This window comes from Hyphomonas oceanitis (assembly GCF_036964545.1).
GTDB classification, from domain to species: domain Bacteria; phylum Pseudomonadota; class Alphaproteobacteria; order Caulobacterales; family Hyphomonadaceae; genus Hyphomonas; species Hyphomonas oceanitis.
Genome location: NZ_JBALTL010000006.1, coordinates 168,579 through 195,202, shown reverse-complemented (window position 1 = coordinate 195,202; position 26,624 = coordinate 168,579). Strand labels below are relative to the sequence as shown.

Sequence of the window (26,624 nt, the reverse complement as noted above, 5' to 3'; positions counted from 1 at the left end):
CAAGAATGACGGCTGACGGTGGCTTTTGTCATCGGGATGTCATCGCCATCGGTTTCTAAGGGGTGATTTCAACGCGTGATGTGAAATGCGCCCTGAGGGATGAATGCGATCAGTTTGCCTGTTCCTGCTGACCTCTGTCGCTGCTGTGTCTCCGGCATTGGCGCAGGCGTATTCCCTGCGCGTGCCGGACTTGCCGCTGGCCGAGGGGGTGAACCTCCTGTCAGAGCAGACGGACACTGTGATCATGGCCGAAGCGGCAGACCTTGCCGGCCTGCGCGGGCAGGCTGTGACAGGAGAGATGCCGGTCGAGCAGGCACTGGCGCAGCTCCTGGACGGCACAGGCCTGCGCTTCAGGTCGGATGTAAACGGTGTCTGGGTCATCCGACCCGTCACCGTCCAGGAGACACGGCCGGCAGCAGTGAAACCGGTTGCACGTGTTGCCAATCCGGTCGGCGCTAGGCTGCGGGAGATCGAACCACCCCGCACCTATGACACCGTCATCGTTACGGGGGCGCGCATCGGTATGCCCGCTCATGAGAGCCTGTCGCCGATCGAGGTGCTGGGGCAGGGCGACCTTGGCGCCACGGTCTCCGACGATTTTGCCGATGTGCTGGCCGATGTACTGCCGGGTTTCTTCGTGCAGCGCCGACCGCTCAGTGATGGCACCGTCTTCGTGCGGCCCTATAGCCTGCGAAATCTTTCAGCGGATCACACGCTTATCCTGGTCAATGGCAAGCGGTTGCACAGGTCTGCGATGCTGAACACGGGCGGGTCGCAATCGTCCGATCTTGCGAACATTCCGACGAATGCCCTGCAGCGGGTTGAAGTTCTGCGCGACAGTGCATCCGCCCAGTATGGCTCCGACGCAATTGCCGGCGTGATCAATATCATTACCCGCGACGATGCCGCGCCTGAGGCCTACGCGCAATATAGTCAGTACTATGCGGGAGACGGTATCCAGAAACGGCTTGGGTATGGGGCCGGGACGCGCGGGGCAGAGGGGGGCTTCCGGCTAAGCCTTGATTACAGCGACGCGGCTTTGACCTCCCGCGCCCGCCAGCGTCTCGATGCACGCCAGTATCTGGAAGAGCACCCGGAGGCCAACATCGCCGATCCGGTCCAGAACTGGGGCCAGCCCGAACGCGAGGATGTCCGCGTCCTCCTGACAGGTGATCACGCGACCCGCCTGGGCAAGGCCTATGGCCTCATCAATGCGAGCGAGGGGCAGGGCGTCACCGATTTCAACTGGCGCAGCCCGACCACACCCAGCGCCTATGCCCCGAGTGACGCATTTGGTGACTGGTCGCTCACCGAGATCTATCCGAATGGCTTCAAGCCGCAATTCGGACAGGAAGAGACGGATCTGACCACGACGCTTGGCCTGACAGGGGAGGCGGGTGGTGGCCTGTCCTATGACATCAGTGCAGGCTTCGGGCAGAACCAGATTGCCTATTTCCTCTTTGACACAATCAACGCGTCCATGGGGCCGGACAGCCCGACGCGGTTCGATGCCGGCGGCCTACGCCAGCAGGAATACATTCTCAATGCAGACTTCCAGGCCAGCCTGGCCGCGCCGCCTTCGTTTGCAGAGCCGATCGGTCTCGCCTTCGGGCTGGAGCACCGGGTGGAACGCTATGGCATCATAGCGGGCGATCCGGCGTCTTATGAAATCGGCCCTGGCGCGGTCGACGGCCTCACGTCCGGCTCGAACGGGTTTCCGGGCTATACGCAGGCACAGGCAAAGACGCATGACCAGGCGAGCTGGGCGGCCTATGCCGATGCAGCGCTTCATCCCGGGGATGCGAGCCAATTGGGTATCGCCTTGCGGTTCGAAGCGTTCGACCCCTCCGGCAGCCGCCTGAACGGCAAGCTTGCCTACCGCCGGGACCTGTCACGCAGCCTTGCCGTTCGCGGCAGTGTTTCGACTGGCTTCAAGGCACCGACCCCGGCGCAGACCTTTTCGGAGCGCACATCGCAAGGGGTCGCGCCCGATACGCTGGACGTTTTCACCAATGGCCGATTCAGTCCCACCGGTCCGGTTGCCGAGATCATCAATGAGCGGGCGGATGGGAACATCGCCCCGCTCAAACCGGAAACATCGGTCAGCATCTCTGCAGGCCTGGTCTTCCAGCCCCTGGACGGCCTGGTCGCCAGCGCGGATGTCTACCAGGTCGACGTCCGTGACCGCATCTTCACATCGGAGAGTTACACGCTGGATGCCGGTGAACGCGCCCGCCTTGAGGCGCTGGGTGTGCCAGGCGGGGAGAGCATTACCGAGGTTGATTTCTACCAGAACCGCTTCGACACGCGCACATCCGGCCTCGACCTCGTGCTTGACTATGACCGGTCCCTGGTCGGCGGCCACCTGACGCTTGGCCTGGCGTTCAACTATAACCAGACCGACGTATTGCAGTCCGACTTTGCTGACAGCCCGTCCCGGCTCGCCCGGTTCGAACAGATCTACCCGCGTTTCACCACAAATGTGTCGGCTGGCTTCCAAAAGGGCGGTGTAGCTTTCAACACAAGGCTCAGATGGATCGGGCCATGGGTGGATTTTGCCGACCAGGATGGCACGCTGGTACAGGAATTCGGATCAGAGCTCTTTGTCGATGCGAGCGTATCGTTTGCGCTGACGGAAAGACTGACACTCCGCATTGGCGCAGAAAACCTGTTTGATGCCTATCCGGACGAGGCTGCGCTGGAAGTCAGCAAGGGCCTGATCTACTCCCGCAATGCCCCCTATGACACCGATGGCGGACAATACTATATCCGCCTCAATGCACGCCTGTAGCCGTCAGGTGTTCATTGAGGCTGAAGACCAGTCCTGAGCACGACGTCGTCCGCACGCGCTGAACCGGTCTTCACGCCTTGCATGAGCAGCCTTCGTTTGCCTCAGAGACGAGCGGCCTTGTCCCCGGCGCGAGATCGAGGCCTGTCGCGAATGAAATAGTCATTGTCGCCATTTCACAATTGCTGCCGATGACCCTCGCTTAACGTCCCATCACATAATGGCGGCCCGCATCTGGCCGACAGAGACTTATTGATTGTGAGGGCGCCGATGCTGAACTGGATGAAAAACAAGGCCGGAGACAAAGGCAAGGAAAGCGCCAGCGATCCGAAAATCTTCTATGCCCTGCATCAGGACCAGCAGGTCGAGAGGTTGATGAAAATTGGTCGCGCGGCGCTCGATGAGTGGGGCATCAAGGATGCCGATGTCACGCTCATAAAGTACCGGGAGAACGCGGTCTTCAAAGTCGAGCCGGCAAAAGGGAGCCGCTTCGCAATGCGCGTCCACCGCGCCAATTATCATTCAGACATCGAACTCGATTCGGAACTCGCGCTGATGGACGCACTGCGCCAGGCCGGGATTGCGACGCCCGAACCCATCGCGACCCTGGAGGGGCACCAATTCGTCACCCTTGACCATCCTGAGGTTCCCGAGCCGCGTCAGATCGATATTCTGGGCTGGGTCGATGGTGTTCCTATCGGAGCGATCGAAACCCAGTCCGGCGAAGCGGACGACCAGTTGCGCGAGAACCATGTTCTGGCGGGCAAATTGGCTGCGAAGATCCATAACTTCACCGAGCGCTGGACACCCCCCGCCGGTTTCGCTCGCCGACACTGGGATGAGGAGGGCCTGTTCGGCGATGAAGGTCATTTCGGATGCTTCTGGAAGTATGACCTGCTGAGCGATGACCAGCGCGGCCTCCTGCTGGATGCCCGCGAGAAATTGCGCGGCGAGCTTGCGGCTTTTGGCAAAAGCCCTGACCGGTATGGACTGACGCAAGGGGATTTTCTGCCGGAGAATTTGCTAAGGGAGGGAGACGCCCTCCGGATCATAGATTTCGACGACTGTGGCTTCGGCTGGCATCTGATGGACCTGGCAACCTCGCTATTCTTCCTCGCCGGCGAACCGGGCTTTGAGACCGCTCTGGAGGGACTGCTTGAAGGATATCGTTCACAACGGCCCTTGCCGGATGAGCACCTTGCCTTGCTTCCCGGACTTATTCTGGCGCGCGGCTTCAGTTACATGGCATGGGCGCAGAGCCGCGCAGAAACGGAAGCGGCGAAAGAGCTTGGTCCAGCGCTCATCGAAGGCGTCTGTGGGCTGGCGTCTGAGTATCTGGCCGACGACGGCGTCTCCGCATCAGCCATACCCCCAACAACCGCAGCACGTCTGACGAGCGCAAAAAAGACGCTCCGTCCGCTCGCGGGCAAGGTTGCGCTGATCACGGGGGCACGGTCTGCCCGCGGCATGGGCTTTGCCGCCGCCCTCAAGCTGGCTGAAGCAGGTGCCGACATCATCATGACGGCGCGCACAAGCGGTCAGATTGATCAACGGCTGGCCGTCACAGGCGACGACCGGTTCAAGGCCTTCGAGGACCTCGTGCCCCAGGTGCTGGCCCACAATGTCAGATGCATGGCGCTGCCAATGGACGTCTCAAATCCTGCGCAGGTCAAGGCGCTCGTTGCCTGCGCAGTCGAAACCTTTGGCGGTGTGGATATCCTCTTCAACAATGCAGGCACCGCCTTCGCCAGCGCCTTCACCGAGACGACATCGGAAGCGTTCCAGGAGGCCTTCAATGTCAATGTCCTCGGAATGATCGAGGTCAGTCAGGCCGTCATTGCATCGATGATTGAGCGGGGCGGCGGCAATATCATAAACAATGCCTCCATATATGGCCTCGGGGCCGCGCCGTTTGTCTCGGCTTATGTGATGACCAAGCATGCGATTGTCGGACTAACCAAGACAATGGCGCTGGAACTCGGTGAAGCCGGCATTCGCGTGAACGCGGTCTGTCCGGGCATGGTGCTGACGGAAATGGGCGACAAGGAATACGAAATGATCGCGGGCCTGGAAGGTTGCTCCTTCGAGGAGGCGCGGGATGCCCTGGCCCAGCAGAATGCCCTGAAACGGGGAGCCCAGCCAGCAGAGGTCGCAAGCGTGGTGACCTTTCTCGCGACCGAATCGGCTTCTTTCATGACGGGGGTCGCGCTTCCGATTTCGGCCGGCCAGCCAGCCGGGCTGTGATTTCGGTTTCCCAATTTTCGTAATTCAAGGATGTACACGATGACGCTCCGTAACGAGACCGTTCAGCTTCACGAGACCTATCTCTCCAAGCACAAGCTTCCGCTTTTCCGCCAGTTCGGCTGGGACGTGGTGGAAGGCAAGCGGGAGGGCGTCTTCTTCTGGGACCTCGATGGCAAGCGCTATTTCGACTGCCATGTCTGCGGCGGTGTCTACAACCTTGGCCATCGCAACCCGAAAGTGGTCAAGGCCGTCCGTGACGCGCTCGACCACCTCGACCTCGGCAATCATCATCTGATGTCATCGGAGCGCTCGCACCTTGCCAAGAAGCTGGTCGAGTCGGCCGGGGAGACATCCTCGGGTGAGCGCATGGGGCGGGTCGTCTTTTCGTCCGGCGGCGGCGAAGCGATGGATTTCGCCTTCAAGATGGCCAAGGGCTATACCGGCAAGTCGGCAATCCTTTGCTTGGAAGGCGGCTACCATGGCCACACGGGCCTCTCCATGGGCGCCGGCGATGAAAAATATACGGACGCCTGGAACTACAAGCCCGAAGGCTTCGTGAAAGTCAGCCTAGAAGACCTGGACAGGATCGAGACCTTCTTCGACGCCCAGACGGCGGCCGTCTCGCTTGAGACGATCCCGGCAACACTGGGGATGAACGTCATCCCCAGAAAGACAATGCAACACATCCGCAAGGTCACGCGTGAGCATGGCATTCTGCTAATCCTTGACGAAATCCAGACCGGGTGCGGACGCTCGGGCCGGACCTGGGCCTTCCAGCATTATGACATCATGCCGGACATCTTCGCCACCGGCAAAGGGCTCTCGGGCGGCATCTATCCTATTGCAGCGACGGTCTACAGGGATGAGATGGAGCGGGTCTACGAACAGAATCCAATGATCCATTTCTCGAGCTTTGGCGGGAGCGAAATCGGATGTGCCGCCGCTGAAATCGTGATCGACCATGCGACCGATACCGACTTCCTGGCCCATGTGAATGCCCTTTCCGACTTTTTCCGGCATGCCGTGGATGACCTGGCCAAACGGTCCAACAAGGTGGCTGGACTGCGTCAGATTGGCATGTTCCAGGCCATCGAGTTTGTCGATGTCGCGACCTGTATTTCAGCCGTCGCGCGCCTGAATGAGAACGGTGTCTTTTGCGTCTTTTCCAATAATGATCGGGTCTGTGCGCAGTTCATGCCGCCCCTCATCATGACGATGGAGGAAGCTGCAGAGCTGATGGCACTTGTCGAGAAGAGCATTGGCGAGGCGGAGGCGCTCGATCTGACCGCCTCGGAGTATTTCAGCACTCAGACAGAGGCCCGTATACGGAACGCCAATCGCCGCCTGGAGTGAAGGGCCTGAGAAAAAATCGAGGTCAAACGCCGCACGTCTGACGCATTGGGACGATCCGTTGTCGCAAGAGTCCTAATCCCCAAGATGAGCCAATCGTAGCCTCTCCTCAAGGCGCCGTTCAAATGGGTTGGGCGCAGCAACCAAGACAAGGGGTCTTTGATATGTACAGGTTTGTTCTTTTGCTGAGTGCGGCGGTCCTCGCCCTGGCACCCTCCGTCCTCGCGCAGCAAGCGGCGCCCGAAACGCCCGTGGAAGAAGAGGCGACCAACCGGCTCAGCACGGTCACAATCACCGCGCAGAAGCGGGAGCAATCACTGCAAGATGTAGGGATATCAGTGACAGCGTACACCGGCGAGCAGCTCAATGATGCGAACCTGTCTGATTCAAACGACCTTGCCCGGCTCGTCCCGGGTTTGAATATCGGCCTGCCGACCGGGGCGGGGAACCAGCCAGCCATTTTCCTCCGGGGAATCGGCCTGAACGACTTCGCAACAAACAATCTTGGCCCCGTCGGCGTCTATGTCGACGACCTGTTCATCTCCTCGCCCGGCGCTCAGGTGATGCAGGTCTTTGACCTTGCGCGTGTCGAAGTGCTCAAGGGACCGCAGGGCACGCTCTATGGCCGCAATACGACGGGCGGCGCGATAAAGTTCGTGACCGCCCGGCCAACCGAAACGGTCGAAGCCGGCCTGACAGGGCAGTATGCCGAATTCGGCACGACGAAACTAACAGCCTTCCTCTCCGGTCCGATTTCAAGCGCAGTCCGCGGGCGGGTTGCGTTCGAGAAGAATGACTCCGACGGGTACATAAAAAATCGGTTTGACGGGTCGGATGCCGGCGGAACTGACAATCTGTCCTTTCGCGGCCTGCTCGACGTCGATTTCTCCACCAGTCTTTCCGGCGAGTTCGGCTTATACGGATCTGTGGTCGAGCAGCCGGGTCCTCGCTACCGCAGCCAGGGCGCGCTCAGCGCGCTCGATGCCGCGACCCCGTGTGACACACCCGCCATTATCGCCAATGATTGCGTGAATGTGCTCGGCTTCCAGAACCCTGAAGGCTTCTACACTGTCGACCAAAACACACCGGCACGCCTGGATGCCGACAGCTACGCCGCCCAGGCCAAACTGACTTGGGATTTTGACGGCTTCAGTATCACCTCGATCACAGGCTATCAGTCGCTGGAAAAGGTTTTTCTCGAAGATAGTGACGCTTCGCCGGCGAATATCCTGACGGTCCAGTATGGCGTGGAGTCTGAGGACCTGAGTGAGGAGATCCAGATCGCGGGCGGTCAGGACCGGTTGAACTGGCTGCTGGGCGGGTTCTATTCCAATTCAACACTCGACCAGGACCAGCGCTTGGATCTTTACAAGACGTTGCGGCCACTGATCGAGTCGGTGGACCCGCAAGCGTATCCAGACGGGTTCGATCCGGCTGGCGCCGCCATTGGCGTGCCAGCACTCGATTACCGCACGGTGAATAGCCTCGAAACAACGGTCTATGCCTTTTTCGGCCAGGCCGATTATGCGTTCACCGAGAAGTGGCGGGGCACATTGGGCCTGCGCTATACTAAGGAAGACAGGGATTTCACGCAGCAAGCGAGCTTCGATGAAGCCGCACTGGGGGTCATTCCCCTCTTCGACTTCAGTGACGGACAAAGCGATGAAGAAGTGTCCTGGAAGCTCGGGCTCGACTATCTGCCCTATGAGGGCGGGCTGCTCTATGCCAGCGTCGCCAATGGCTTCAAGGGTGGCGGCTATAATGGCGGCTTCCTGTTCGACGTCAGCGAGCAGAAGCCTTATGATCCGGAAACAGTGACCGCTTATGAGGTGGGCCTGAAAACAGATCTCGCCGACGGCCTGGCGCGCCTCAACGCAGCTGTCTTCTACAATGACTACAGCGACATGCAGATCTTTACCATTGTCTCGGGCGGCGGCCCGGTCGCGTACCAGGTGCTCGACAACGCAGCCAATGCCGTAACGCAAGGGGCCGAGATCGAGTTGACCGCACTACCCGCTGAAGGGCTGAACCTGTCTCTCGGACTCGCCTATCTCGATACAGAACTCAAGGACTATCAGACCGATAGCGGGGTCGATTTCTCCGGAAACGCACTGGTCCAGGCGCCCGAATGGAGCGCCAATGGCATGGCCCGGTATGAGCGACCCCTTTTTGGCGCGCTCCGTTACGCTGTGCAGGTTGATTTCAGCTTCCAGGACCAGGTCTACTTCACCTCAGACAATGCCGAGCCGCTCTCCCAGGATGCGTATTGGCTTTGGAACGCTCAGGTCGGCGTGGAAAGTAACTCCGGACGCTGGCATGCCGCCCTGTTCGCCAAGAATGTCGGCGGTGAGGCGTATTACGCGCACGGGTTCGACCTAGTCGACACGATCGGTGCAAACCAGCTGATGCTCGGCGCGCCGAGCCAGATCGGAATTGAGCTGGGTATAAATTATTGATCGCCTGCGTCGCCGGCGGAGTCTTCCCCTTGCGCATCGCGAAACCGTGACGGTGTCGTTCCTGTCTGCTTCCTGAAGGCCTTGATAAAGGCACTCGTGTCGCAATAGCCCAGCAGGTAGGCGATTTCGCTGATGGACATGGAGGTTTCGGTAAGGTGATGGGTGCCGGTTTCGTGCCGTACCTGCTCCAGGAGATCGGTAAAGCTGACCCCTTTCTGCTTCAGCCTGCGCTGCATCGTGCGCGGCTGGAGTCCCATGACGCCAGCGATATTCTCGAGGGTCGCCGCACCCCGCGGAAGCAACTGGCGGATATGGTAGACCACATCGCCCTCAAGGCTTTCGCTCTTGGGCACGGCGGCCGCCATGTCCCGCAGATGGCGCTTGATGACCGGGAAGAGCTGCAGATCGGCGAAGGCGATCCGCTTATTCTCATAAATGCGGGGATAGAAAATCGCATTTGTCGGCTGATTGAAAAGGGGGCGTACACCCAACGCGTGCTCGTACGCATCCATGCCTGCGATGGGATCATGCTCAAAAAAGACATCAGACGGCGTGACCGGACGCTCGTTCAGCCGGTCGACGATGTTCTTCACATAGGCAATTGAAAACTCGGCATCTTGCGCCCTGTGCTCAACGGCCGGATGGGTAATCGCATATTCAACACCGATATCATCTTTCGTCTGGCGGAACGCGAAATGCGTCCCGGTCTGCCAGATCGTGGCGTGAGAGACGACATTTCTGAGCGCGTCGCCAATCGTCGGGGAATTGAGCACGAGATAGCCGAAGGCGCCCCAGCGTGCCGGATCCTGGCGCCCTCCCACATTCAAACCAATTGTGGCGCATTGGGTCGCCTCTCCAGCTAACTTCAGAAGACGGGTAAACGTGGCCAGTTCAATCATCTGGTAGGGATCACTCGACACCCTGACATCGATACCCGCACCGCGGAAGACCGGTCCAGCGTCCAATCCGCATTTTCGAATGAAGGCCGCGATATCGCCCGTTGCAGCCGCGCTGACAACAGGTATGGAGGAGATTGCGCCCATGTCTTTCATCATCCCAACTCGACTTTTCTTTGCGGCTTGCGAAATGGAAAACCACACAGCGCTTCCAGTCCAGCGATAGTCCCGTCTTCGCCAAGATAATCCTCCCACAGCACACGAAAGTATCTAACAGGTCTTAGCGGTTTTTGGACCATTCACGAAGGCGTTGCGGTAAAAGTTCGGCGACCTCACCATTGCTGATGATGGGATCCAGCCTCTTTCTGAAGACTACCGCCTCAACATCAGCTTCCGAGATGAAGCTCGTGGCGGCCACCGGTTCCAGAAACCCTTACGCCAACTGGCCCATAACAAGGGGGCTGGACAACTGTGTACTCGCATTTGCCTAGCCACCATTCCATAGACGGACTCGCGATTGAAGGGAATCGCATTGCGCGATCTCGTTGTGGGATGGATAATTTCCATGACTTGGCTTTGGCCGGGCCGCTGGTGGGAATGGGGTCATGCGTCCTGAAGAGCGTGAATCGTCCTGGGATTACATTCGTGCGACTTTGATGTTGCTCGGTATTCCCTTTCACGCGGCACACCCCGTTTCATACGAAGGGTGGTCGGTGAGATCAGATTCCCATGCAATGGTCTTCGACGCACTTATTACAGTCGTTCATCAGTTCCGCATGGAAGGCTTCTATATCGTCGCGGGATATTTTGCGGCGATGCTATTGTCGCGCAAGCCGCCTGTTGTTTGGTTCAAGACGCGGCTCGTCCGATTGGGTTTGCCCCTAATTACCTGCATGATCTTGCTGAATCCGTTTCAGATGTTGGCGAGTGCCATCTTCGAGGCGAGACAACATGGCTGGGACTGGAACGTCGTGTTGGCCAACACGATACAATATCTCTCAGTATTAGATTTCCGGTGGATCCGGCATCTCTGGTTTCTGATCGTCCTGCTCGAGTTCAGTTTTCTGCTTTTCGTGTTGCACAAATCTGGTTGGATAAAACCGATTCAGGCACGGATGGACAGGCTACTGCAAGGCAGAACGATCAAGCCACGCTTTGTGTTGATCGCGCTCTACTGCGCTGCCGCCGTCACTGCGATATGCGCCGAACTCGTTCTGCGTCGTTATGTATCTTATCCGCATATTGTCCAGCAGATGCTGTCCCTGACGATCGTGACAGAGTTCATCCGGTTCCTGCCCTGGTTTTTGATCGGCTATGTCTTCTTCCGGCACCGCAATGCGCTGAATGCTTTTCGGCAAGTTGGTCAGATCAGCTTGGCGATACTCGCTATCCTGCTCAGCGCTTTTGTAGCGATTGAACTTGCCGCGATCACGGGGCACTTCGCGAAGGGGTATCTGACAAATCTCTCGGAGCTATTGCTTGGCCCGGCCGTCTCGGTCTTGTGCTGTGCCTTCATCTATAAAGGCTTCGGAAAATTGCATAGGCATGGACGCGTAGTGCAGTATTTCGTCGATGCATCTTTTACGATCTACCTGTTCCATCAGCCTGTCATCATGATGGCCTTTGTCCTGTTCATGCAGGACATGACGAACCCGTATCTGATTTTCATATTGCTCTGCGCATCCGCCATCGGCGTATCAATGCTGGCGGACCTGTTGATCCGCGAGTCACTGACTGCCTCTTACATGTTCAACGGGAAACGTCCGGTGAGAGTACTTGCACGGGAAGCACCGGCTGTACGTCCGCTGTAGGCACGGCAACCGGCTTTGGGGGCTTGCGCTTGACCTGAGGCGTGTAGAGCAATTTCCACAGCACCTTTGGCAAGTGAGGCTCGATGGCGTTCGTCGATGATTTCAGCGCTGCCTTGAGATATTTTCCGACAAATGGTTCTCCCCAGGCAGAGATGACGACGGCCACCGGCACTATGACGACCATGGCTGTCAAAATCGCGAGGTCAATTCGCATTCCATGATCGGCACATTTGGCGATGATCACCCAACCGACGAACATGTGCAGCAGGTAGAGTGGATAGGTCATCATGCCGCCAAGCTGGAGTGCTTTGTCTGCCCGCTTAGGCATCGGCACGTAAACAAAGGCGCCAATGACGATGACCATGAACAATGTGGCGCCGACGGCTTCAGGCCAGTAGAGGATGAAATCGTCGCCATTGATATGCCTCAGGCCCGCTTCGCGCATCATGCTTATTTGAGCGACGAGCAACGAAGGGATCATCACGATCAGCGCCTGCATCCGGTAACGGGGCACGGATGTAATGAAGTGAAGCATGATGCCCATCGCGAAACAGCCTGACGCGCGGCTCACAGTGAGCGTTTGCAAAGCGACGTTATCTATTACCAGCGCGAAAAGTGATGCCGCCATCCATACGGCCGTGGCGATCAATAGGGCGCGCTCGCTCTTGAAGAAAATCATGTAGAAGCCGGCAAGGAAATAGAACCGGAATTCATAGGTCAGCGACCAGTATGGCCAGTCGATGCCCCACGTATCGTTTATCAAGAGTGGCAGGACCGTGACCGAGGCCAACCAGTGCTGCCAGTCAGCTCTCACGCCCCATTTCGTATCTGCGAGAATGACCGCCACAGCAAATGTGATCGTCGCGCAAAACAGGAGCGCGGGTGTTATCCGGACGATACGGGCAATCATGTAATTTACATATGACCGATCCTTGACCGACTTTGCGATCAGGAGGCCGCTAAGTACGAAGAACATCTCAACAGCAAAGCGAATAAAATTATAGACTCTCGGGCCCGGGTCACCTTCAAAAACGCCATTATCGACGGCGCCGACCCGGTAGTGACCAAACACGATCAGAAGCGCAAAAATGATCCGCAGAAAATCAAGGCCGTGCATACGATTGTCTGCTGGAACTTTGCGGGCTTTTTTTGCCGCTCCACCAGCCATCAAGCTTTCTGTTTGATTGTCCATGGTTGTCCCCAAAACTGTACTGAACACATGCCGATACTTCTGATCAGCATATAAACGTCAAGACTCCATGAGAGTCCGCTATCTCGAATTCTGTCTTTGTCCCGAAACAATTCATACTTGGTGCGAACGGGATTACAACTATATGGTTATGGGTATTGGCCAGAATTGGCTTGATCCGCCATAGATTTAAGCAAGCGACATGCCAGCTGATGTGCTCAATTTTCGTCTTCCGCAAATACTTGTGAGCTAAGTCCAAAATTGCGCGGCTAATCAGCTATGCCGGAGCGCATTTTTAGGTGCTTTGCAAGCCGAGTGCGGAGCGGGACATCATAGGCGCCATGTGCCACGGCGGCGGCGATAGTGGCGAGCAGCGCAACGATGAGTGTCATCGCGAGACCTGATACCTGATCGTCCCCGAACAAGTGGTTTGTTGCCAGGCGCGTCGCAATCAGGATCGGGATATGCAGCATGTAAATCCCGTAGGAGAGATCGCCCAAAGTCGTGCAAAGCCGCGCCATTGCCCCGGAAACGTAAGCATTTGCGGCAAGCGCTACGATGAGGGGAATGAATACAAGCTGCATGGACAGATCCCAGGCCATTCTGAGTCCGCCCGGTGTCAGGGCCGAGCCCATTGCAACGACGAATAGGAGGGCGAATGCTGCCGTTGCAGGCAAGCGCCATCGATAGCCCTTGCGCCAGAAATCGTAGATTAGCACGCCGGCAAAAAACTCATAGGCAATACGTGCTGCGCCACCGGGAAATGTCTCGTACTTCCACCCCATGTCGAAGGTGCCGGATTGCAGGGTGAAATAAAGCAGAGCCAACGCGGCGATGGGGAGAAAAATCAGCAACGAGCGCGGTCGCCGGAGGAATGCGAAAGCGGCGAGGGAAAGGTTTGCGACGAGTTCGAAGAATAGCGACCAAGCCGGGCCGTCGAACGGAAAGGGCGCGCTGGCTGTCCAGTCGAAAATCGGTGGGCAGGGCAGGAAGGTGATCCCGAAAAAACTCACGATGGCGAATTCGCCCGGCGGAACTTGCATCCATCCTTTCAGCACCTGGACCACTACAAGCAGTGCACCCAAGATCGAACCGAGGATGTAGAGCGGATAGAGGCGGATAAGGCGGCGTGTCATGAATGCGCGTATCGACATGGACGATGACAGTCGGTCTCCATATGCGTGGGCGAGCACAAATCCGCTCAGCACAAAAAAGAAATCTACGGCTAGCGCACGTGACGGAGCGATATTCCATATGACGGAAGGAATGTGGTCGGATATCACCAGAAGGGCGGCCGCACCTCGAAGGCCATCAAGCACAATGAATCGGTGATCACTTTCAGACATCAGCCAGATTCCTCCACACCCTTACATGGCTATGTACCGATGCTGCACGCATTTGGGTAGGCTGTGGTGTCCAGTTTCATCAGACTCCTCCGGCAGTCGGCGGTATATTGAAAGCTGCAGAAGTCTGGTAGGGCCATCGATTGAAGACATGTGTCGGCGCATGAGCGGGTTAGGGTTTTAAAGTCATGAAATTCAATCAACTACGAGACTCGACTGAGCGGGAGGGGTTATTGCGGTCCCGCTACATGCGCAGGGTCGTTCTGATCGGCGGTGCGTTTGCAATCCTGGAGCTTTGCTCACTTCTCTGGATATCCGTTTTCGATTGGTGGTCGATGGCCCCCTTGGCGCGACACGGTTTGGGATTTCCACTCGCCGCACTTGGGTATGGGGTAGTGTTCTGGTCGATCTGCGCCTTTTTCTGCATATATTTCATGAAATTGGAGCAAGTCGGTCGGCGCTTGTTTGCAGGGTTGTGGATTGCGCTTCTCGCACTGCTCCTGTGTTCATGGCCCGGGTTTTTCATGAGCGATTCATTCGCTGCGGTAGAGCAGGGGCGCCACTTTCCGATAGATGCGTGGTTGGGGCCTTATACGGCGATCATCACGCAATCTGTTTTGCAGCATATTCCGTTTCTCGGCGCTCTCACATTTTTCCAGATCAGCTTTTACGCGCTGGGCTTGGCATACGCAGGTCAGGTGCTCATGCGCGGTGGGGCGGGGCGCTTGGGTGTGGCCACGCTTATTGTGCTTGCCGTGATCAACGTGCCGTCTCTCTTCACGGCGCTCCTTGTGACGCGGGACAGCTGGTTCGCGATCCTGTCCGTGTTTCTCGTGACTGAATGTATTGCTTTCATGCGGGAGCGCGCGTGGCGAAATTCGAGCGTACTTTTGCGTCTGGTTGTGCTTGGGGTGCTGGCCTATCTGCTACGATCGGATGGGCTTGTCTATCTGGCTGTTATCTTCTCTGGCATTGGCTTCCGCCTGCTCGTTGAGGCGGTGAGAGTGCACGCGACGGTTCGTGACATCGCGCTTGATGGACTTGCAGTTGGCGCACGTGTTCTGGCTCCAGTCCTCGGCATATTTCTGGCGGCCAACATACTCACGGTGGTTTTCCTGCCGAGCTATTTCTCGGCTGCAGAATACAGGGTTACGATGTGGCTTAATCCTGTTGGTTATATCATTAATCATGCGGAGCAGCCCCTGCCTGATGCGGACCTGGATCCTATAGGGACTGTCATTCCAATTGCGCTCATCAGGGACGTTGGCGACGACACGGGCGTAAATGCATTTTGGGAGGCAAAGGAAACAGGACAACTGAATCCGCCGACCACACCGGATGAGGCTACCCTCGTCAGTTCTGCCGCCCTTGATCTTGTCCTGTCGCATCCTGACGTATGGTTTGAGAACCGAGTGGCGGTGTTCAAAGCCGCGAATTTTGGGCGTACACAGGGCGATCAGGTTTATCCACGACAGGCATTCGCGAACTCGGACTATTCGCAAAATGAAATCGCGCGATGGGCAAGGCCGGTTGTCTATGAAGGCATCTGGCCGGGTGGCCGTAGGGCCGTGGAACAATTCATGCTCGCTTCAACGCAAAACCCTTTACTCCGACTGCAGTGGGCTTTCTGGCCGGAAATTCTGGTTTGCCTCCTCATCATGGTCGTGTGCTGGAGACATACAGGGCTGGTTTTCGCAGGGGTTGTGCTTTTTTCGCGCGTACCTGTTCTTTTCGTTTTTGCCCCCGAGGGCCAATACAAATATTATGCGGCCATCGACATGGCGGCACCCATTTTGCTGGTAAGCGCAATTCCAGTCTTGCTCACGATCCTGAAGAGGTCTGCGAGTCCAAGTCAGACATGATCCTTTCGGCTATGTTTTAACTCATTTGCGGCGGAAGCAGACCTGATGAATATCAAGAACATCATTACATTCGTGATGCTGTCAGGCTTGGGCTGGCTCATAGACTTTGCGGTATTCGGTATGCTGGTAGGTTTTGTCCACCTTACGCCCTTCTTCTCCAATTATATGTCGTCAGTCTGTGGGGCAGCATTCGCGTTTTTCGCGTTTTCAGTCATTTCCACAAAGGGGTTGTATCGACCACGTGGACGCGAGTTAGGCATCTATATCGCTTATCAGATCGCCTCCATCACCGTGTTCTCACTAGCCATCGAATTCCTGTCACGCTTGTTTGGAGTGTACAATTTCGTGGTTGTTGGTCTGGTTGTTGCACCATTTCTAGCAAAAGTGGTGGTTACTCCTTTCTCGTTGTTAACCAACTATGTGGTTAGCAGGTTGCTGATAGGAGTGTTTTCTGTCGCGAGCACAACTGGGCGCGCAAATTAGGTACTGAGCAGATGGCGTTGAACGCAGATATGAAAGAGCGCCGCCGCACGATGGTATTCATACCGGCGTACCGATGTGAGACACAAATTCCGCGTGTTCTGAACCAGCTCAAGAACGATCGCTTCGCCGGACTGATTGATCTCGTCATGGTCGTCGACAATATTTCGCCCGATGCGACGCGCGAACGCGCGCGCGACGCGGCTAGTGAACTCGATATTCCATGGCGCGTATGGCGTAATGAAAACAATTATGGCCTGGGTGGCTCTCACAAAACGGCCTTCGCCTACGCCAAGGCAAATGCCTTTGACTATCTCATCGTGCTGCATGGTGACGATCAGGCCGACATTCGGGATATTCTTCCCGCGCTGGAATCCGGACAGGCATATGAACCCGATTGCTATCTGGGCAGCCGCTTTTCAAAAGGCTCGCAGCTGCAGTGCTATTCCCGGTTTCGGGAGTTTGGAAACCGCGTCTACAATCTGCTCTTCTCGATTGCTTGCGGAGCAAAGGTCCAAGATCTGGGCTCTGGCCTGAATATGTATCGGCTGAGCAAGATAGACCTCAAGGCGATCTCAACATTTCCAGACAATCTGACATTCAACTATGTGATGCTGATGCACAGCCTCTATGTGGGCGACAATGTGAAATTCTTTCCGATGACGTGGCGGGAAGAAGACCAGGCATCGAATGTACGTCTGTTCCGACAGGCTGTGAAAGTGCTGTCCCTTCTTGCAAACCGCGCATTTGCGCCGAAGGCCTTCTTCAAGCGAGACCATAGGGAAAAGTCATTCGACGTCTACGCTGGAGAGGTCGTGTATGCTTCCGCTGATGTGGCAGCGGGCGTGTAACGGAAGCGGATTTATGCAGGGCGTCGTTCAGGATACCGGATTTGGAATGCACCAGCTGCTTGCGGCAGGTGCAATCTATCTTGCGGCAAATGTGCTGCGCATTCTGCGCATAGCCATTCTTTGCATGCAGGATAGGTCGACGATGCGGCGGCTCATCAGCGTGCATATGCTGCTGCTATGGCCAAACTCGGTTTTGCCGTTCAAAGCACTTGAGCTCGTCCGCCTTGCGGGATTCGTCGGCTTGGCGAAGTCACATGTGGAGGGGGGCGCCATATGGTTGATTGAGCGAGCCAGTGATGCGATTGCTTTGCTGCTGCTAACGGCTTGGCTGAGCTTTCTCGTGGTGCCGCCCGAGCAGCTCCGCCTGCTACAATTGATCCTGATCGTCTTTCTGTTTTTTGCTGTTTCGAGTGCCTTTGCCGTCAAAACCATCCTGCCGTATTTTTACGATGACCTACTCTTGCGCAGCCGCAGCAAGCATGGATTGGTCGGCTTCTGGATTGTTTGCCGCTTTCAGGAATATGCCAGGATTGTTGAGGCTCTTCTGAAAGGACGCGCGTTGGCAGTGCTCCTGCTCGCGATATTCATTTGGGGGCTGGAGCTGTTCGCCATTTCCATCGTTTTTGGAGGCTCAAATATCGAGGGTGTTGTATCGCGGCTGATTGAAAGCCTTTCGCAGCTGGATGCGCGGATACGGGAATTCCAGGAACCTATCCAGATCTTCCTCTTCGCGCTGGTGATAGCAGGCATAAGTCTCTTCTCGATAAGAAGGTTGCGTTCCAATGCAAACTGACAACTCCAAGAACACGCTGATCATCTATGATGATCGTGCACCTGTTACAGATCAGATCGCCCGATATGTCGGTCAGCGCAGCTATGGCGACATCTGGTTTCGCAATCAGTCGCTCCATGACAGTATTGTGGGGCTGCTACCGGAATGGGCTGCTCATCGTGTTGTCAGAGTTACGTCAAATACTGTCCTCGGTTTGCCCTATACCGCACTGCCGCAGCTCTCTGATGCAGAGAGCGTGATTGTTCTTGCTGCCTCTGGTGCGCCGGCGGATGCGGCGGCGCTGAAAGCGGTCATCGAGCGGGTCGTGCTTGCGAGAGACAATGTAATTGATCGGCCGCGCGAGCCGCTTTTCCGATACTTTAAATCCGTCGCCGAATTTATCGATACGTGGGAGGCTTTCAAAGTTGCGCCGCTGCATACGCTGCGGGAGCCAATAGCCGACGCGAAAGTGTTGGCATCGCCGGGGCCGCTTGAAGACATTTCGGAGTCTGCGAATTTTCTGGATTTCATGGCTGGCGCGACCACGCCCCGCGGTTTCAACCGCATGCGCGCAGCCGATATCATCTATACCAAGCAGTCCGGGGACAAGGCGAAGATACGCGCAGAGCACGACTATTATCGCTTGCTGCCAGAAGAGATGAAGCACTGGTTTGTTGGGGCATTCGGGTATGAAGAGAAAAACGGAATAGCCGAATACAAGATGCCGCGTCGGTATATGGCGGATGCAGCGATCCAGTGGATTCACAGCGCGTGGTCAGAACGCGATTTCAAACTTTTCCTGGAACGCATTCTATATTTTCTGGAGAACCGTCCCGATAAGAAGGCAAGCTCAGAGGAAGTTGAAAAGGTCGCGCGTGAATTGTTTGAACACAAAGTGCGCCGCCGCCAAGCCGAGCTAATGGATAGTCCGGTCGGTGCGTCTGTATCCCGGTTTGTATCAACGGCGACTGGCGAGAACCGCCTGCAAGGCGTGTTCGCCAAGTATTTCCGGCTGATGGAACGCAACTGGTCAGTAATCAAAGGCGACAACAAGCTTGTGATCGGCCACGGGGACCCATGTCTTTCCAATATTCTTTATGACAAATCAAACCTGCTGCTCCAGCTGATCGACCCGAAGGGTGCCCTGACCGAGGCAGAACTCTGGACGCATCCGCTGTATGATTACTGCAAGTTGTCACACTCGATTTTGGGTGACTATGATCTGATCAACAACAAAAAGTTCAGCGTTTTTCTTGACCCGTCTGCAAATGTTGAACTCAAGGTGTTTGGTCCACAAAATGCTATATTCAAACAGATATTCCGATCTGAGCTGAGGCCGTCGATATCTTATAAGGCGTTACGTTTGGGGGAGGCGTCCTTGTTCCTCTCGATGATGCCTCTGCATGTCGATCATGCGGATAAGGTTGCCGCCTTCCTGCTGCGGGCCGAGTCAATCCTCTCTGAAATCGACAGTCATGGAGGCGTCGCATGAGCCAGTCCGAGCGTTCACTCATTGTCGACATCGATGGCACGCTTTGTCCGATAAAGGGGGGGGGAGATACATACGAAAGTCTCGTCCCCTATTCAGATATCATTGAGTCGTTGCGGGAGTATCAGGCGAAAGGCTTCAAGATCGTTCTGTATACTGCGAGAAATATGCGCACGCATGATGGCAATCTGGGGCTGATCAACAAGCTTACAGCGCCCGTTTTGTTGAAGTGGCTCGATCATTGGCGGGTGCCATATGATGAAATTCTGTTCGGGAAACCCTGGCCGGGTGCAGACGGATTCTATCTGGATGACCGCTCGGTAAGGCCGGGCGAGTTCCTCACCCATGACCATCAAGGCTTGCTCGACATAATTGAGAAAGATCGCCAGCAAGCCGAGGCCTTGCGTGAACGTCCAGTTGAAGATCTGAACATTGTTATAACGATGGCTGGGCTTGGTTCGCGTTTCAAGAAAGCAGGCTTTAAGGTCGAGAAATACGAGATTGAGGTGCACGAAAAGAGCCTCTTTGAGTGGTCCCTCAAATCGCTCGAAGGCTTCATATCGCGCAAAAGCCGGGTTATCTTTGTGACGTTGCAGGCGACTGAGAGCGGTGCCTTCATAGAGAGAATGTGCAAACATCTCGGCATCACTAAATGGAAAGTTGTTGAACTGCCCTCTCTGACGGATGGGCAGGCCACGTCAGCCATGGCCGCAAAACCATACTGGAATCCGGAAGCGCCTCTCTTGGTCTACAATATCGACACCTTTGTTCAGCCCGAGGCACTGCTGCCAGCCTCAATTCCTGCCGAGGCGGATGGATGGATTCCGTGCTTCCGGGCCGAAGGGGATCATTGGAGCTTTGTCGATGTCGGTGAGGATGGACGCGCCACGGATGTGGCCGAAAAGCGCCGAATTAGTGAGAATGCAACAATCGGCCTCTACTGGTTCAAGAGCGCAACAATGTTCTCGCAATATTATGGAACCCACTTCTCGGCTCCTGGTGGAGAGGAAGCTGGAGAAAAATATATCGCGCCAATGTATCGCTCAATGATAGCAGACGGTCTTGGCATCTATATTTCTGACGTTCCAGTCTCCGCTGTTCACTGCTTAGGTACGCCGGATGAGGTAGATGAGTTTAGGCGGTCAAAGATAAGCTGAACTTACGATAGCTGATGTTCTCGTATTGGTGGATAAAAACTGGATCGTCCATAATTATGCTCGTTTGGGGTAGATTTCGCTGCTGCATAAAGGTGTAACGCGGTGGCTGATGGCCTGTAATTTAGATAATCTAGGTTGATTTTCCCGGTAGCCGCTTGGCATGTAAGTTGCTACTCACCCACCATATATAATATCAGGCCCCCATGGGGATGCGGGGCAAATAGCAGTGGGAACGCGTTCTTGAAAACGGCTCTAAAACAAGCGTTGAAGTCAGCTGGCGTGACCCGGCTGGCTGTCGCGTCTTCGCGTATGTGCTGTGAGCGGCATTTGATTGCCGCGCTCGGTCGCGCGCGCCGCCGGTATATCGGTCGAATCCTCTGCTACCATTCCATTGGGCAGTCTCAATGGGGCGTAAATGACGTCACACCGGCCCAGTTTCGTCGCCAAATCGAGCGTGCCTTGGATGCTGGATTCAAATTCGTTCCGGCGAGCCAGATCGTGGAGACGGGTGGCGGTCCAAAGGATCTTGCGATCACGTTTGATGATGGCCTGCGCAGCGTGCTCACCAACGCAGCGCCGATCATGAAAGAATACAACCTACCTTGGACGATATTCCCAGTCTCCGAGTGGTCGGACGGGCGGCATTGGACGGACGACAACGTCATTCTTACTTGGGATGAAATCGAGACACTTCTCTCGATGGGCGCCGAAATGGGAAGCCATTCCGCGACACATTCGGACTTTGGTCAGATGGGGCACGATCAGATCGTAGATGAGTTGGCGGGCTCGCGAGACATGTTTGAGCGTCGTATTGGCATCAAGCCAGATACGTTTGCCATTCCTTTCGGCCAGTCCGCAAACTGGACGCCTGAGGCCGGCGAGATTGCAAAGGCGGCGGGATATAAGGTCATATTTGCGCAAGCCGAAGATACGCGTCCAGAAAACACAATCCCGCGCACTTTTGTCACGAAATTTGACGGTGATTTCATCTTCAATGCGTTATTGAAGGGCAAGTTTGATCGTTGGGAAGAGTGGGTTTAATGAAATCGCCGCGTGTCGTCTCAGTCATCGTTGGTACACGAAATCGGCCTGATACGCTTCGGGACGCTCTGGCAAGTATTCGCGCCATAGAGGGACCAGACCTGACTTTCGAAATTCTCGTCGGAGACAATGGCACGACGCCTGAGACCGAAAGAGTGGTTGCCGAATTTGGCGGTTTGTATGGTAAGACAGATGTGTATGGCTGCCCTGCGGCACGCAACGTTGCGATGCAAAAAATGTCAGGCGAGTTCGTCGCATTTCTCGATGATGACGATGTCTGGACGCAAGACAACATCAGACCACAGATAGATTTGTTGGATGCCAATCCACACTTTGCAGCAGTCTTTGGCCAGATTCTTATCACCAATCAAAGCCTGGAGCCGATCGAGCCGGCATGGCCAACCGAGTGGCCGGAAGACAACAATATCTATCTCAAAATGCTGAGCGGATATTTCCCTCAGGTCGGTGGAACAGTGGTGCGTGGTGACATCGCGAGGGCATGTGGTTTGATGGATGAATCCCTCATTGGCGATTCTGACTGGGACTGGCAGCTGCGGTTTGTGCGGGATCATGAGGTTGGCTTTGTTCCGGTCGTCGCCGTCAAGTGCCGCGCTCGCCCTGCAGGATCATTTGACGTCCTTCAGGCCAATCGAGCTAAGTATACACGCAAGATATTCATTCGGCATGCGCGCAAGACCCTGTCGCGCTGGTCTTCCATCGGCGCAGTAGCAAAATCCTATTTTAGGTCCATCGAGGGCTACTATTACTATTTTGCGGATGCTGCGATCGATCGCTCAGAGAATGCTGACCTTTCGTCTGCGCGCAAAGCTTTCTGGTGCGCCTTTAAGCTCAATCCCTTTCGTCTGGTATCTTCAGTTATTCAGCCCTCCGCGTTGCGGAGAGCCTTTCGTCTGACATTCCTGCCTTGGGCCGGTCAAAGCGCTCTCAAGCAAGACAATTCTGGTGTATAATATGACATTCGACGCAAATGATGTCGTCGACGTGGCGATGGGGTTTGATGGGCGCTATGCGGCCCACGCCGCCACAGTTATATCTTCTATTGTTCGGGCAGCCCCCGGCGCTGAGTTCAGGTTTATACTTCTGTATGCAGATGTAAGTGAGGCGGCGAAAGGTAAATGCAAAGCTGTTGCTCCCCACTGTGAGTTTGTCTGGCGTGAGGTAAGCGATGCCGACTTGCCACCGTTTGCTGACAGGGAGCACTTTTCACGCGCCACTCTGTTCCGCCTTGGGCTTGAATCCCTGGCTCCTGCCGATTGTCATCGGGTGCTCTTCCTCGACTCCGATATTATTGTGGTTGATGACCTTCGAAAGCTGTGGGCTGTCGACATCGCGCCCAATCCAATCGGCGCTGTAACGGATTGCTATGTGGACCCCGTCGCGTTTGCAAAAAAATGGGGACTGGAAAACGACAAGCCTCCAAAATATTTTAATGCAGGCATACTTGTCATTGATTTGGACAAGGTAAGAGAAGAAAAGCTGTTTTCGAAGGCTGCCGCTTTCGTTGCGAAGCACGACAGGGATTTACCTTTCAACGATCAGGATGCGCTTAACTGGTCTATCTGGATGCGATGGACACTGCTCGACGTTTCGTGGAACGTGATGCGCCACATGGTTATCCTTTCCCTTGAGAAAGAGATCCCGCTTGAGCAAAGGCTTCGCGGTAGAGCGCCGTCCATTGTGCATTATACAGGCCCTGAAAAGCCCTGGATAAAGGGCGCTTATCACCCTTGGGCATGGCTTTATTGGAAGAACGTGACTCGGACGCCGTTCCTGAAGGAAGTTGAGCAGGCGCAGGGTGTCGGCGTGAAAGAGCGAATTCGTCTCTGGCTGAGATGGCTGGTGTTTATGCCACCTGCACCCACGCGCTAGTTCGTTTGTAAGGGCATCTTGAGAGATGCTAATGGTTAAAGTTCGAGAAATGGCGCCTGCAGTGACCAACCGGATTGATGTGACAATGGGGTTCGACGGTGCGTACGCGCCGCATGCTGCTGCTGTTATTGCAGCCGTTTCACGACATGCAGACAATGCTCCGTTCCGCTTTATCATTCTCTATGAAAATGTCTCCAGGGACGTTCAGGAGCGTATTGAAAAGAATGCACCTGGCAGCTCATTTATCTGGCGTGAAGTTGGAGATGAAGATGTTCCGGCATTTGAATCGCGTCGTCATCTAACGCGCGCGACGCTCTATCGTCTTGGACTGGAACATCTTGCGCCTGCCGATTGCGAAAGGCTTATCTATCTCGATGCTGACATAACTGTATTGGGCGACCTTCGCGACTTATGGTCGATGGATTTGAAAGGCTGTGCATTAGGCGCCGTGGCAGATGGATATCTGAATACAGATCACTTTGAGGGAAAAACGTTTCATCAAACATGGGATCTGCCTGAGGGTGAGTATTTCAACGCTGGAATCCTGCTTATTGATTTGACTAAGGTGCGGAAGGAGGCACTCTTCACCAAAGCCATGCACTTCGCGGCAGAGCATGATGAGGGCCTGCCGTATAATGATCAGGATGCTCTGAACTGGACATTCTGGCAATCGTGGCAGCCACTCCCGGTTTCCTGGAATGTCCAAGCTTCGCATCTTCAAGACTGGGCGGTGGCCGAGCAGCCCGTGCATCGCCGGCTTGGAGGCGCCTATCCGGATATCGTTCACTTCACCGGGCCTGAAAAACCGTGGATCAAGGATGGGTACCATCCATGGTCATGGGTTTATTGGGACAGTTTGAAACGTACCGACTTCCTAAGGGAGGTTTCTGGAAAGCAGGGGTTTCGCATTATTGACCGGTTGCGCTTGCGAGCCCGTTGGATGCGAAAGCATCCTGGTCGGCTGATGCAAAAAAAACGTTCTGCCTCGCATGACCATATCAGCGGGAGCAGTCAGTGATCGGTTCTCATATTTCAAATGAACCGGATCGGGAGATGGGGGCAGGGCGAGTTTTTGCACCAAGGTTGTCACTTGTCATTTGCACGCGCAACCGGTCTGCTCAATTGGTTCGCTGCCTTGAGGTGATCCGCAAGCTCCATTTGGATAGCGCGTGGGAAATTGTGCTCGTCGACAATGGTTCGACAGATCATACGGCAGAAGTCATCGAAGCACAGAAAAATTCCTTGCCTGCGCCGGTAAAGAGCATCCAGGAAATGGTGCCTGGACTTGGCCGAGCCCGCAACGCAGGCATAAGGGCTGCTAGGGGTGAGATTATCGTTTTTACCGACGATGATTGTTATCCCAATGAAGATTGGCTTTTGCAAATCGACAAAGCCTTTCAGGATCCAGGTCTGGGGTTCGTGACCGGAAAGGTCGTATTGCATGACCCGGACGATTATCCAATCTCAGTGAACTTGCTGGAAGAAGCGCGGGATGTTCCAGCCGGGACGTATGTTTCCCCGTATATACTTATGGGAGCAAACCTCGCCTTCCGACGCACCGCGTTGGCAAAAATCGGCGGCTTCGATAGCAACCTCGGTGCGGGCACCCGCTACCCGGTAGAGGATGTCGATGCGGCAGCAAGGGTGGTTATCGCAGGGTGGAGCGGTGCGTATCGGCCAGATATCGTTGTCAGGCATCACCATGGTCGCAAGGAGGTCGACGTAGCGGCCCTTTGCAGAGGCTATGACTACGCGCGCGGAGCGTATCACATGAAATTATTGCTACGCGGTAAGCCATGGTTCTTTGCGCGCGGAATCATCTCGCTGCGGTGGCGCTTCTCGTGGAGTTCGCTTGCTTGGGAGACCCGTGGCGGCATGGCCTATTTGCGGGACCGGCTATTAGGTCGGCTCTCGCAGACAAACTGAGGCCGCGCATGCGACAGGCCTAATGTCCCGGCCACCAGCCGATTTTCTGGCCGGGACTAAACCATTGTTGAGCTGTAGACTCGACGCCCTGCGCCGCATTCGTTTCGGCATCTGCATTTGCGCGGCTGCTGCCAGCTTGAATGGCTTGAAGGAGGATCTTGATGATTGGCTTCCAGTTATACGGTCTCAGAAAACATAAGCGATCAAACTTGAGCGCAAATCTCAAGGCCTGCCGAGATACTGAACTGTTAGGCTCTTTACCTCGTTGACTGGCGATTAAAAGAGCTTCGCGTACTAGCCTTACTTCAGCATCTTTGACCCACTTCCGTAGGTCCTTAATGGTTTCTCCAGCATGTGACCGTAGCTTGCGCAATGTATCAATTTGCTCTTTGCGATCGCTTAGGTCCTGGCCAATGAACGCTTGGCTCATATTGCTGGAATGCCAGCGATAATAGCCTTGGGGAGCATTCACGACGGCCACGTCGGACTTGCTGGCAAAACGCAGCCACATTTCCATATCAGACGTATGCGGAAGTGCGGGATCGTATCCGCCAAGCCTTTGCTGAAGTTCGGTGCGGACGATGGCGCAAGGGGAGGGGACGGCATTTCCCTGCTCACACACATATTTTATATAGTCAGGCCCATCCAGGATGACATGATCTGGGGAGTGATTGTCTGACACTGGAGGCGGAGGCCCGTCGCTACCCATCATGACGGCCATGCCATAGAGCATCCCAGCTTCCGGATTGCTGTCGAGAACTTCAACTGCGCGGGACAGTGCACCAGGCGTGAGGGCGTCGTCTGCTGAGATGAGTAGGGTGTATCGAGATTGCGCCCAGTCAAGGATGCCCCGATTGGCCGTTCCAATCAGTCGCAGGTTTTGCGGGTTTTTCGAATAGTGAACCCGCGCATCTTCGGCTGCAAGACGTCGACCCACTTCTTCTGTGTTATCGGGTGAGCAGTCATCAACGATCAGAATTCTGACATCAACATCGCGCTGACTGAGAATCGAAGCTACGCAGCCCTCAAGATAGTGGGCGTAATTGTAGCATGGGATGATGACATCAACATCAGCCATG

General features: G+C 55.6%; 20 protein-coding genes. 16 read left to right on the top strand and 4 right to left on the bottom strand.

The features are described 5' to 3' along the window. The first annotated feature begins 103 nt into the window (after positions 1 to 103). From V7651_RS16475 to V7651_RS16460, 4 genes are all read left to right on the top strand, one after another. On the top strand, positions 104 to 2,791 hold the full coding sequence (locus V7651_RS16475; RefSeq protein ID WP_335613796.1) for a TonB-dependent receptor: 2,688 nt from the start codon (positions 104 to 106) through the stop codon (positions 2,789 to 2,791). Between the two features lie 267 nt (positions 2,792 to 3,058). After that, positions 3,059 to 5,032 (top strand): SDR family oxidoreductase, encoded by a 1,974-nt coding sequence (locus tag V7651_RS16470; RefSeq protein WP_335613795.1) that lies wholly within the window; start codon positions 3,059 to 3,061, stop codon positions 5,030 to 5,032. Positions 5,033 to 5,071: 39 nt separating this feature from the next. Beyond that, positions 5,072 to 6,385 (top strand): class-III pyridoxal-phosphate-dependent aminotransferase, encoded by a 1,314-nt coding sequence (locus tag V7651_RS16465; RefSeq protein ID WP_335613794.1) that lies wholly within the window; start codon positions 5,072 to 5,074, stop codon positions 6,383 to 6,385. 161 nt (positions 6,386 to 6,546) lie between these two features. Continuing rightward, entirely contained in the window at positions 6,547 to 8,838 is a 2,292-nt protein-coding gene (locus V7651_RS16460) for a TonB-dependent receptor (RefSeq protein WP_335613793.1), read from the top strand. Here V7651_RS16460 and V7651_RS16455 read toward each other — a convergent pair. Beyond that, positions 8,832 to 9,881, bottom strand: coding sequence for an AraC family transcriptional regulator (locus tag V7651_RS16455; protein WP_335613876.1), 1,050 nt, complete (start codon positions 9,879 to 9,881; stop codon positions 8,832 to 8,834). The genes V7651_RS16460 and V7651_RS16455 overlap by 7 nt on opposite strands. Before the next feature lie 458 nt (positions 9,882 to 10,339). Here V7651_RS16455 and V7651_RS16450 point away from each other — a divergent pair, with 458 nt between their 5' ends. Further along, positions 10,340 to 11,545 carry an acyltransferase family protein gene (locus V7651_RS16450; RefSeq protein ID WP_335613792.1) on the top strand — a complete coding sequence of 402 codons (1,206 nt, stop codon included), beginning with the start codon at positions 10,340 to 10,342 and terminating at the stop codon, positions 11,543 to 11,545. Here V7651_RS16450 and V7651_RS16445 read toward each other — a convergent pair. Both V7651_RS16445 and V7651_RS16440 read right to left on the bottom strand, forming a co-directional pair. Further along, entirely contained in the window at positions 11,484 to 12,737 is a 1,254-nt protein-coding gene (locus V7651_RS16445) for an acyltransferase family protein (RefSeq protein ID WP_335613791.1), read from the bottom strand. The two genes, V7651_RS16450 and V7651_RS16445, sit on opposite strands and share 62 nt — an antisense overlap. Before the next feature lie 266 nt (positions 12,738 to 13,003). Further along, entirely contained in the window at positions 13,004 to 14,080 is a 1,077-nt protein-coding gene (locus V7651_RS16440; RefSeq protein ID WP_335613790.1) for an acyltransferase family protein, read from the bottom strand. Positions 14,081 to 14,265: 185 nt separating this feature from the next. Between V7651_RS16440 and V7651_RS16435 the strand changes: the two genes are divergently transcribed. From V7651_RS16435 to V7651_RS16385, 11 genes are all read left to right on the top strand, one after another. Further along, complete coding sequence (locus V7651_RS16435; RefSeq protein ID WP_335613789.1) at positions 14,266 to 15,939, top strand: hypothetical protein; 1,674 nt, start codon at positions 14,266 to 14,268, stop codon at positions 15,937 to 15,939. 45 nt (positions 15,940 to 15,984) lie between these two features. Next, the gene (locus tag V7651_RS16430) at positions 15,985 to 16,422 is read left to right on the top strand and encodes a GtrA family protein (RefSeq protein WP_335613788.1); all 438 of its coding nucleotides are present in this window, start codon (positions 15,985 to 15,987) and stop codon (positions 16,420 to 16,422) included. Positions 16,423 to 16,451: 29 nt separating this feature from the next. Then, the gene (locus V7651_RS16425; protein WP_335613787.1) at positions 16,452 to 17,270 is read left to right on the top strand and encodes a glycosyltransferase family 2 protein; all 819 of its coding nucleotides are present in this window, start codon (positions 16,452 to 16,454) and stop codon (positions 17,268 to 17,270) included. Then, positions 17,239 to 18,063 carry a hypothetical protein gene (locus tag V7651_RS16420; RefSeq protein WP_335613786.1) on the top strand — a complete coding sequence of 275 codons (825 nt, stop codon included), beginning with the start codon at positions 17,239 to 17,241 and terminating at the stop codon, positions 18,061 to 18,063. The genes V7651_RS16425 and V7651_RS16420 overlap by 32 nt, the downstream gene beginning before the upstream one ends. Next, the gene (locus V7651_RS16415; RefSeq protein ID WP_335613785.1) at positions 18,053 to 19,534 is read left to right on the top strand and encodes a hypothetical protein; all 1,482 of its coding nucleotides are present in this window, start codon (positions 18,053 to 18,055) and stop codon (positions 19,532 to 19,534) included. The genes V7651_RS16420 and V7651_RS16415 overlap by 11 nt, the downstream gene beginning before the upstream one ends. After that, positions 19,531 to 20,688: a hypothetical protein gene (locus tag V7651_RS16410; RefSeq protein WP_335613784.1), complete on the top strand. Its 1,158-nt coding sequence runs from the start codon at positions 19,531 to 19,533 to the stop codon at positions 20,686 to 20,688. Before V7651_RS16415 ends, V7651_RS16410 begins: the two co-directional genes overlap by 4 nt. A 240-nt stretch (positions 20,689 to 20,928) precedes the next feature. After that, on the top strand, positions 20,929 to 21,729 hold the full coding sequence (locus V7651_RS16405; protein ID WP_335613783.1) for a polysaccharide deacetylase family protein: 801 nt from the start codon (positions 20,929 to 20,931) through the stop codon (positions 21,727 to 21,729). After that, complete coding sequence (locus V7651_RS16400; RefSeq protein ID WP_335613782.1) at positions 21,729 to 22,700, top strand: glycosyltransferase family 2 protein; 972 nt, start codon at positions 21,729 to 21,731, stop codon at positions 22,698 to 22,700. Before V7651_RS16405 ends, V7651_RS16400 begins: the two co-directional genes overlap by 1 nt. A gap of 1 nt (position 22,701) precedes the next feature. Continuing rightward, entirely contained in the window at positions 22,702 to 23,619 is a 918-nt protein-coding gene (locus tag V7651_RS16395) for a glycosyltransferase family 8 protein (protein ID WP_335613781.1), read from the top strand. 31 nt (positions 23,620 to 23,650) lie between these two features. Beyond that, positions 23,651 to 24,637 carry a glycosyltransferase family 8 protein gene (locus V7651_RS16390; RefSeq protein WP_335613780.1) on the top strand — a complete coding sequence of 329 codons (987 nt, stop codon included), beginning with the start codon at positions 23,651 to 23,653 and terminating at the stop codon, positions 24,635 to 24,637. Then, a complete protein-coding gene (locus tag V7651_RS16385) occupies positions 24,634 to 25,545 on the top strand; it encodes a glycosyltransferase family 2 protein (RefSeq protein ID WP_335613779.1) in 912 nt (303 codons plus the stop codon). Before V7651_RS16390 ends, V7651_RS16385 begins: the two co-directional genes overlap by 4 nt. Positions 25,546 to 25,564: 19 nt before the next feature. Here V7651_RS16385 and V7651_RS16380 read toward each other — a convergent pair whose 3' ends face one another. Then, positions 25,565 to 26,623 carry a glycosyltransferase family 2 protein gene (locus tag V7651_RS16380; protein ID WP_335613778.1) on the bottom strand — a complete coding sequence of 353 codons (1,059 nt, stop codon included), beginning with the start codon at positions 26,621 to 26,623 and terminating at the stop codon, positions 25,565 to 25,567. Position 26,624: the final 1 nt, after the last annotated feature.

What these genes read in the sequence shown, in the direction of transcription:
- V7651_RS16475 (WP_335613796.1), top strand. Translation starts at nt 104, where the DNA reads ATGCGATCAGTTTGCCTGTTCCTGCTGACCTCTGTCGCTGCTGTGTCT.
- V7651_RS16415 (WP_335613785.1), top strand. Translation starts at nt 18,053, where the DNA reads ATGCAAACTGACAACTCCAAGAACACGCTGATCATCTATGATGATCGT.
- V7651_RS16420 (WP_335613786.1), top strand. Translation starts at nt 17,239, where the DNA reads ATGCTTCCGCTGATGTGGCAGCGGGCGTGTAACGGAAGCGGATTTATG.
- V7651_RS16465 (WP_335613794.1), top strand. Translation starts at nt 5,072, where the DNA reads ATGACGCTCCGTAACGAGACCGTTCAGCTTCACGAGACCTATCTCTCC.
- V7651_RS16380 (WP_335613778.1), bottom strand. Translation starts at nt 26,623, where the DNA reads ATGGCTGATGTTGATGTCATCATCCCATGCTACAATTACGCCCACTAT.
- V7651_RS16440 (WP_335613790.1), bottom strand. Translation starts at nt 14,080, where the DNA reads ATGTCTGAAAGTGATCACCGATTCATTGTGCTTGATGGCCTTCGAGGT.
- V7651_RS16435 (WP_335613789.1), top strand. Translation starts at nt 14,266, where the DNA reads ATGAAATTCAATCAACTACGAGACTCGACTGAGCGGGAGGGGTTATTG.
- V7651_RS16400 (WP_335613782.1), top strand. Translation starts at nt 21,729, where the DNA reads ATGAAATCGCCGCGTGTCGTCTCAGTCATCGTTGGTACACGAAATCGG.
- V7651_RS16450 (WP_335613792.1), top strand. Translation starts at nt 10,340, where the DNA reads ATGCGTCCTGAAGAGCGTGAATCGTCCTGGGATTACATTCGTGCGACT.
- V7651_RS16460 (WP_335613793.1), top strand. Translation starts at nt 6,547, where the DNA reads ATGTACAGGTTTGTTCTTTTGCTGAGTGCGGCGGTCCTCGCCCTGGCA.
- V7651_RS16410 (WP_335613784.1), top strand. Translation starts at nt 19,531, where the DNA reads ATGAGCCAGTCCGAGCGTTCACTCATTGTCGACATCGATGGCACGCTT.
- V7651_RS16425 (WP_335613787.1), top strand. Translation starts at nt 16,452, where the DNA reads ATGAAAGAGCGCCGCCGCACGATGGTATTCATACCGGCGTACCGATGT.
- V7651_RS16445 (WP_335613791.1), bottom strand. Translation starts at nt 12,737, where the DNA reads ATGGACAATCAAACAGAAAGCTTGATGGCTGGTGGAGCGGCAAAAAAA.
- V7651_RS16470 (WP_335613795.1), top strand. Translation starts at nt 3,059, where the DNA reads ATGCTGAACTGGATGAAAAACAAGGCCGGAGACAAAGGCAAGGAAAGC.
- V7651_RS16390 (WP_335613780.1), top strand. Translation starts at nt 23,651, where the DNA reads ATGGTTAAAGTTCGAGAAATGGCGCCTGCAGTGACCAACCGGATTGAT.
- V7651_RS16430 (WP_335613788.1), top strand. Translation starts at nt 15,985, where the DNA reads ATGAATATCAAGAACATCATTACATTCGTGATGCTGTCAGGCTTGGGC.
- V7651_RS16455 (WP_335613876.1), bottom strand. Translation starts at nt 9,881, where the DNA reads ATGGGCGCAATCTCCTCCATACCTGTTGTCAGCGCGGCTGCAACGGGC.
- V7651_RS16395 (WP_335613781.1), top strand. Translation starts at nt 22,702, where the DNA reads ATGACATTCGACGCAAATGATGTCGTCGACGTGGCGATGGGGTTTGAT.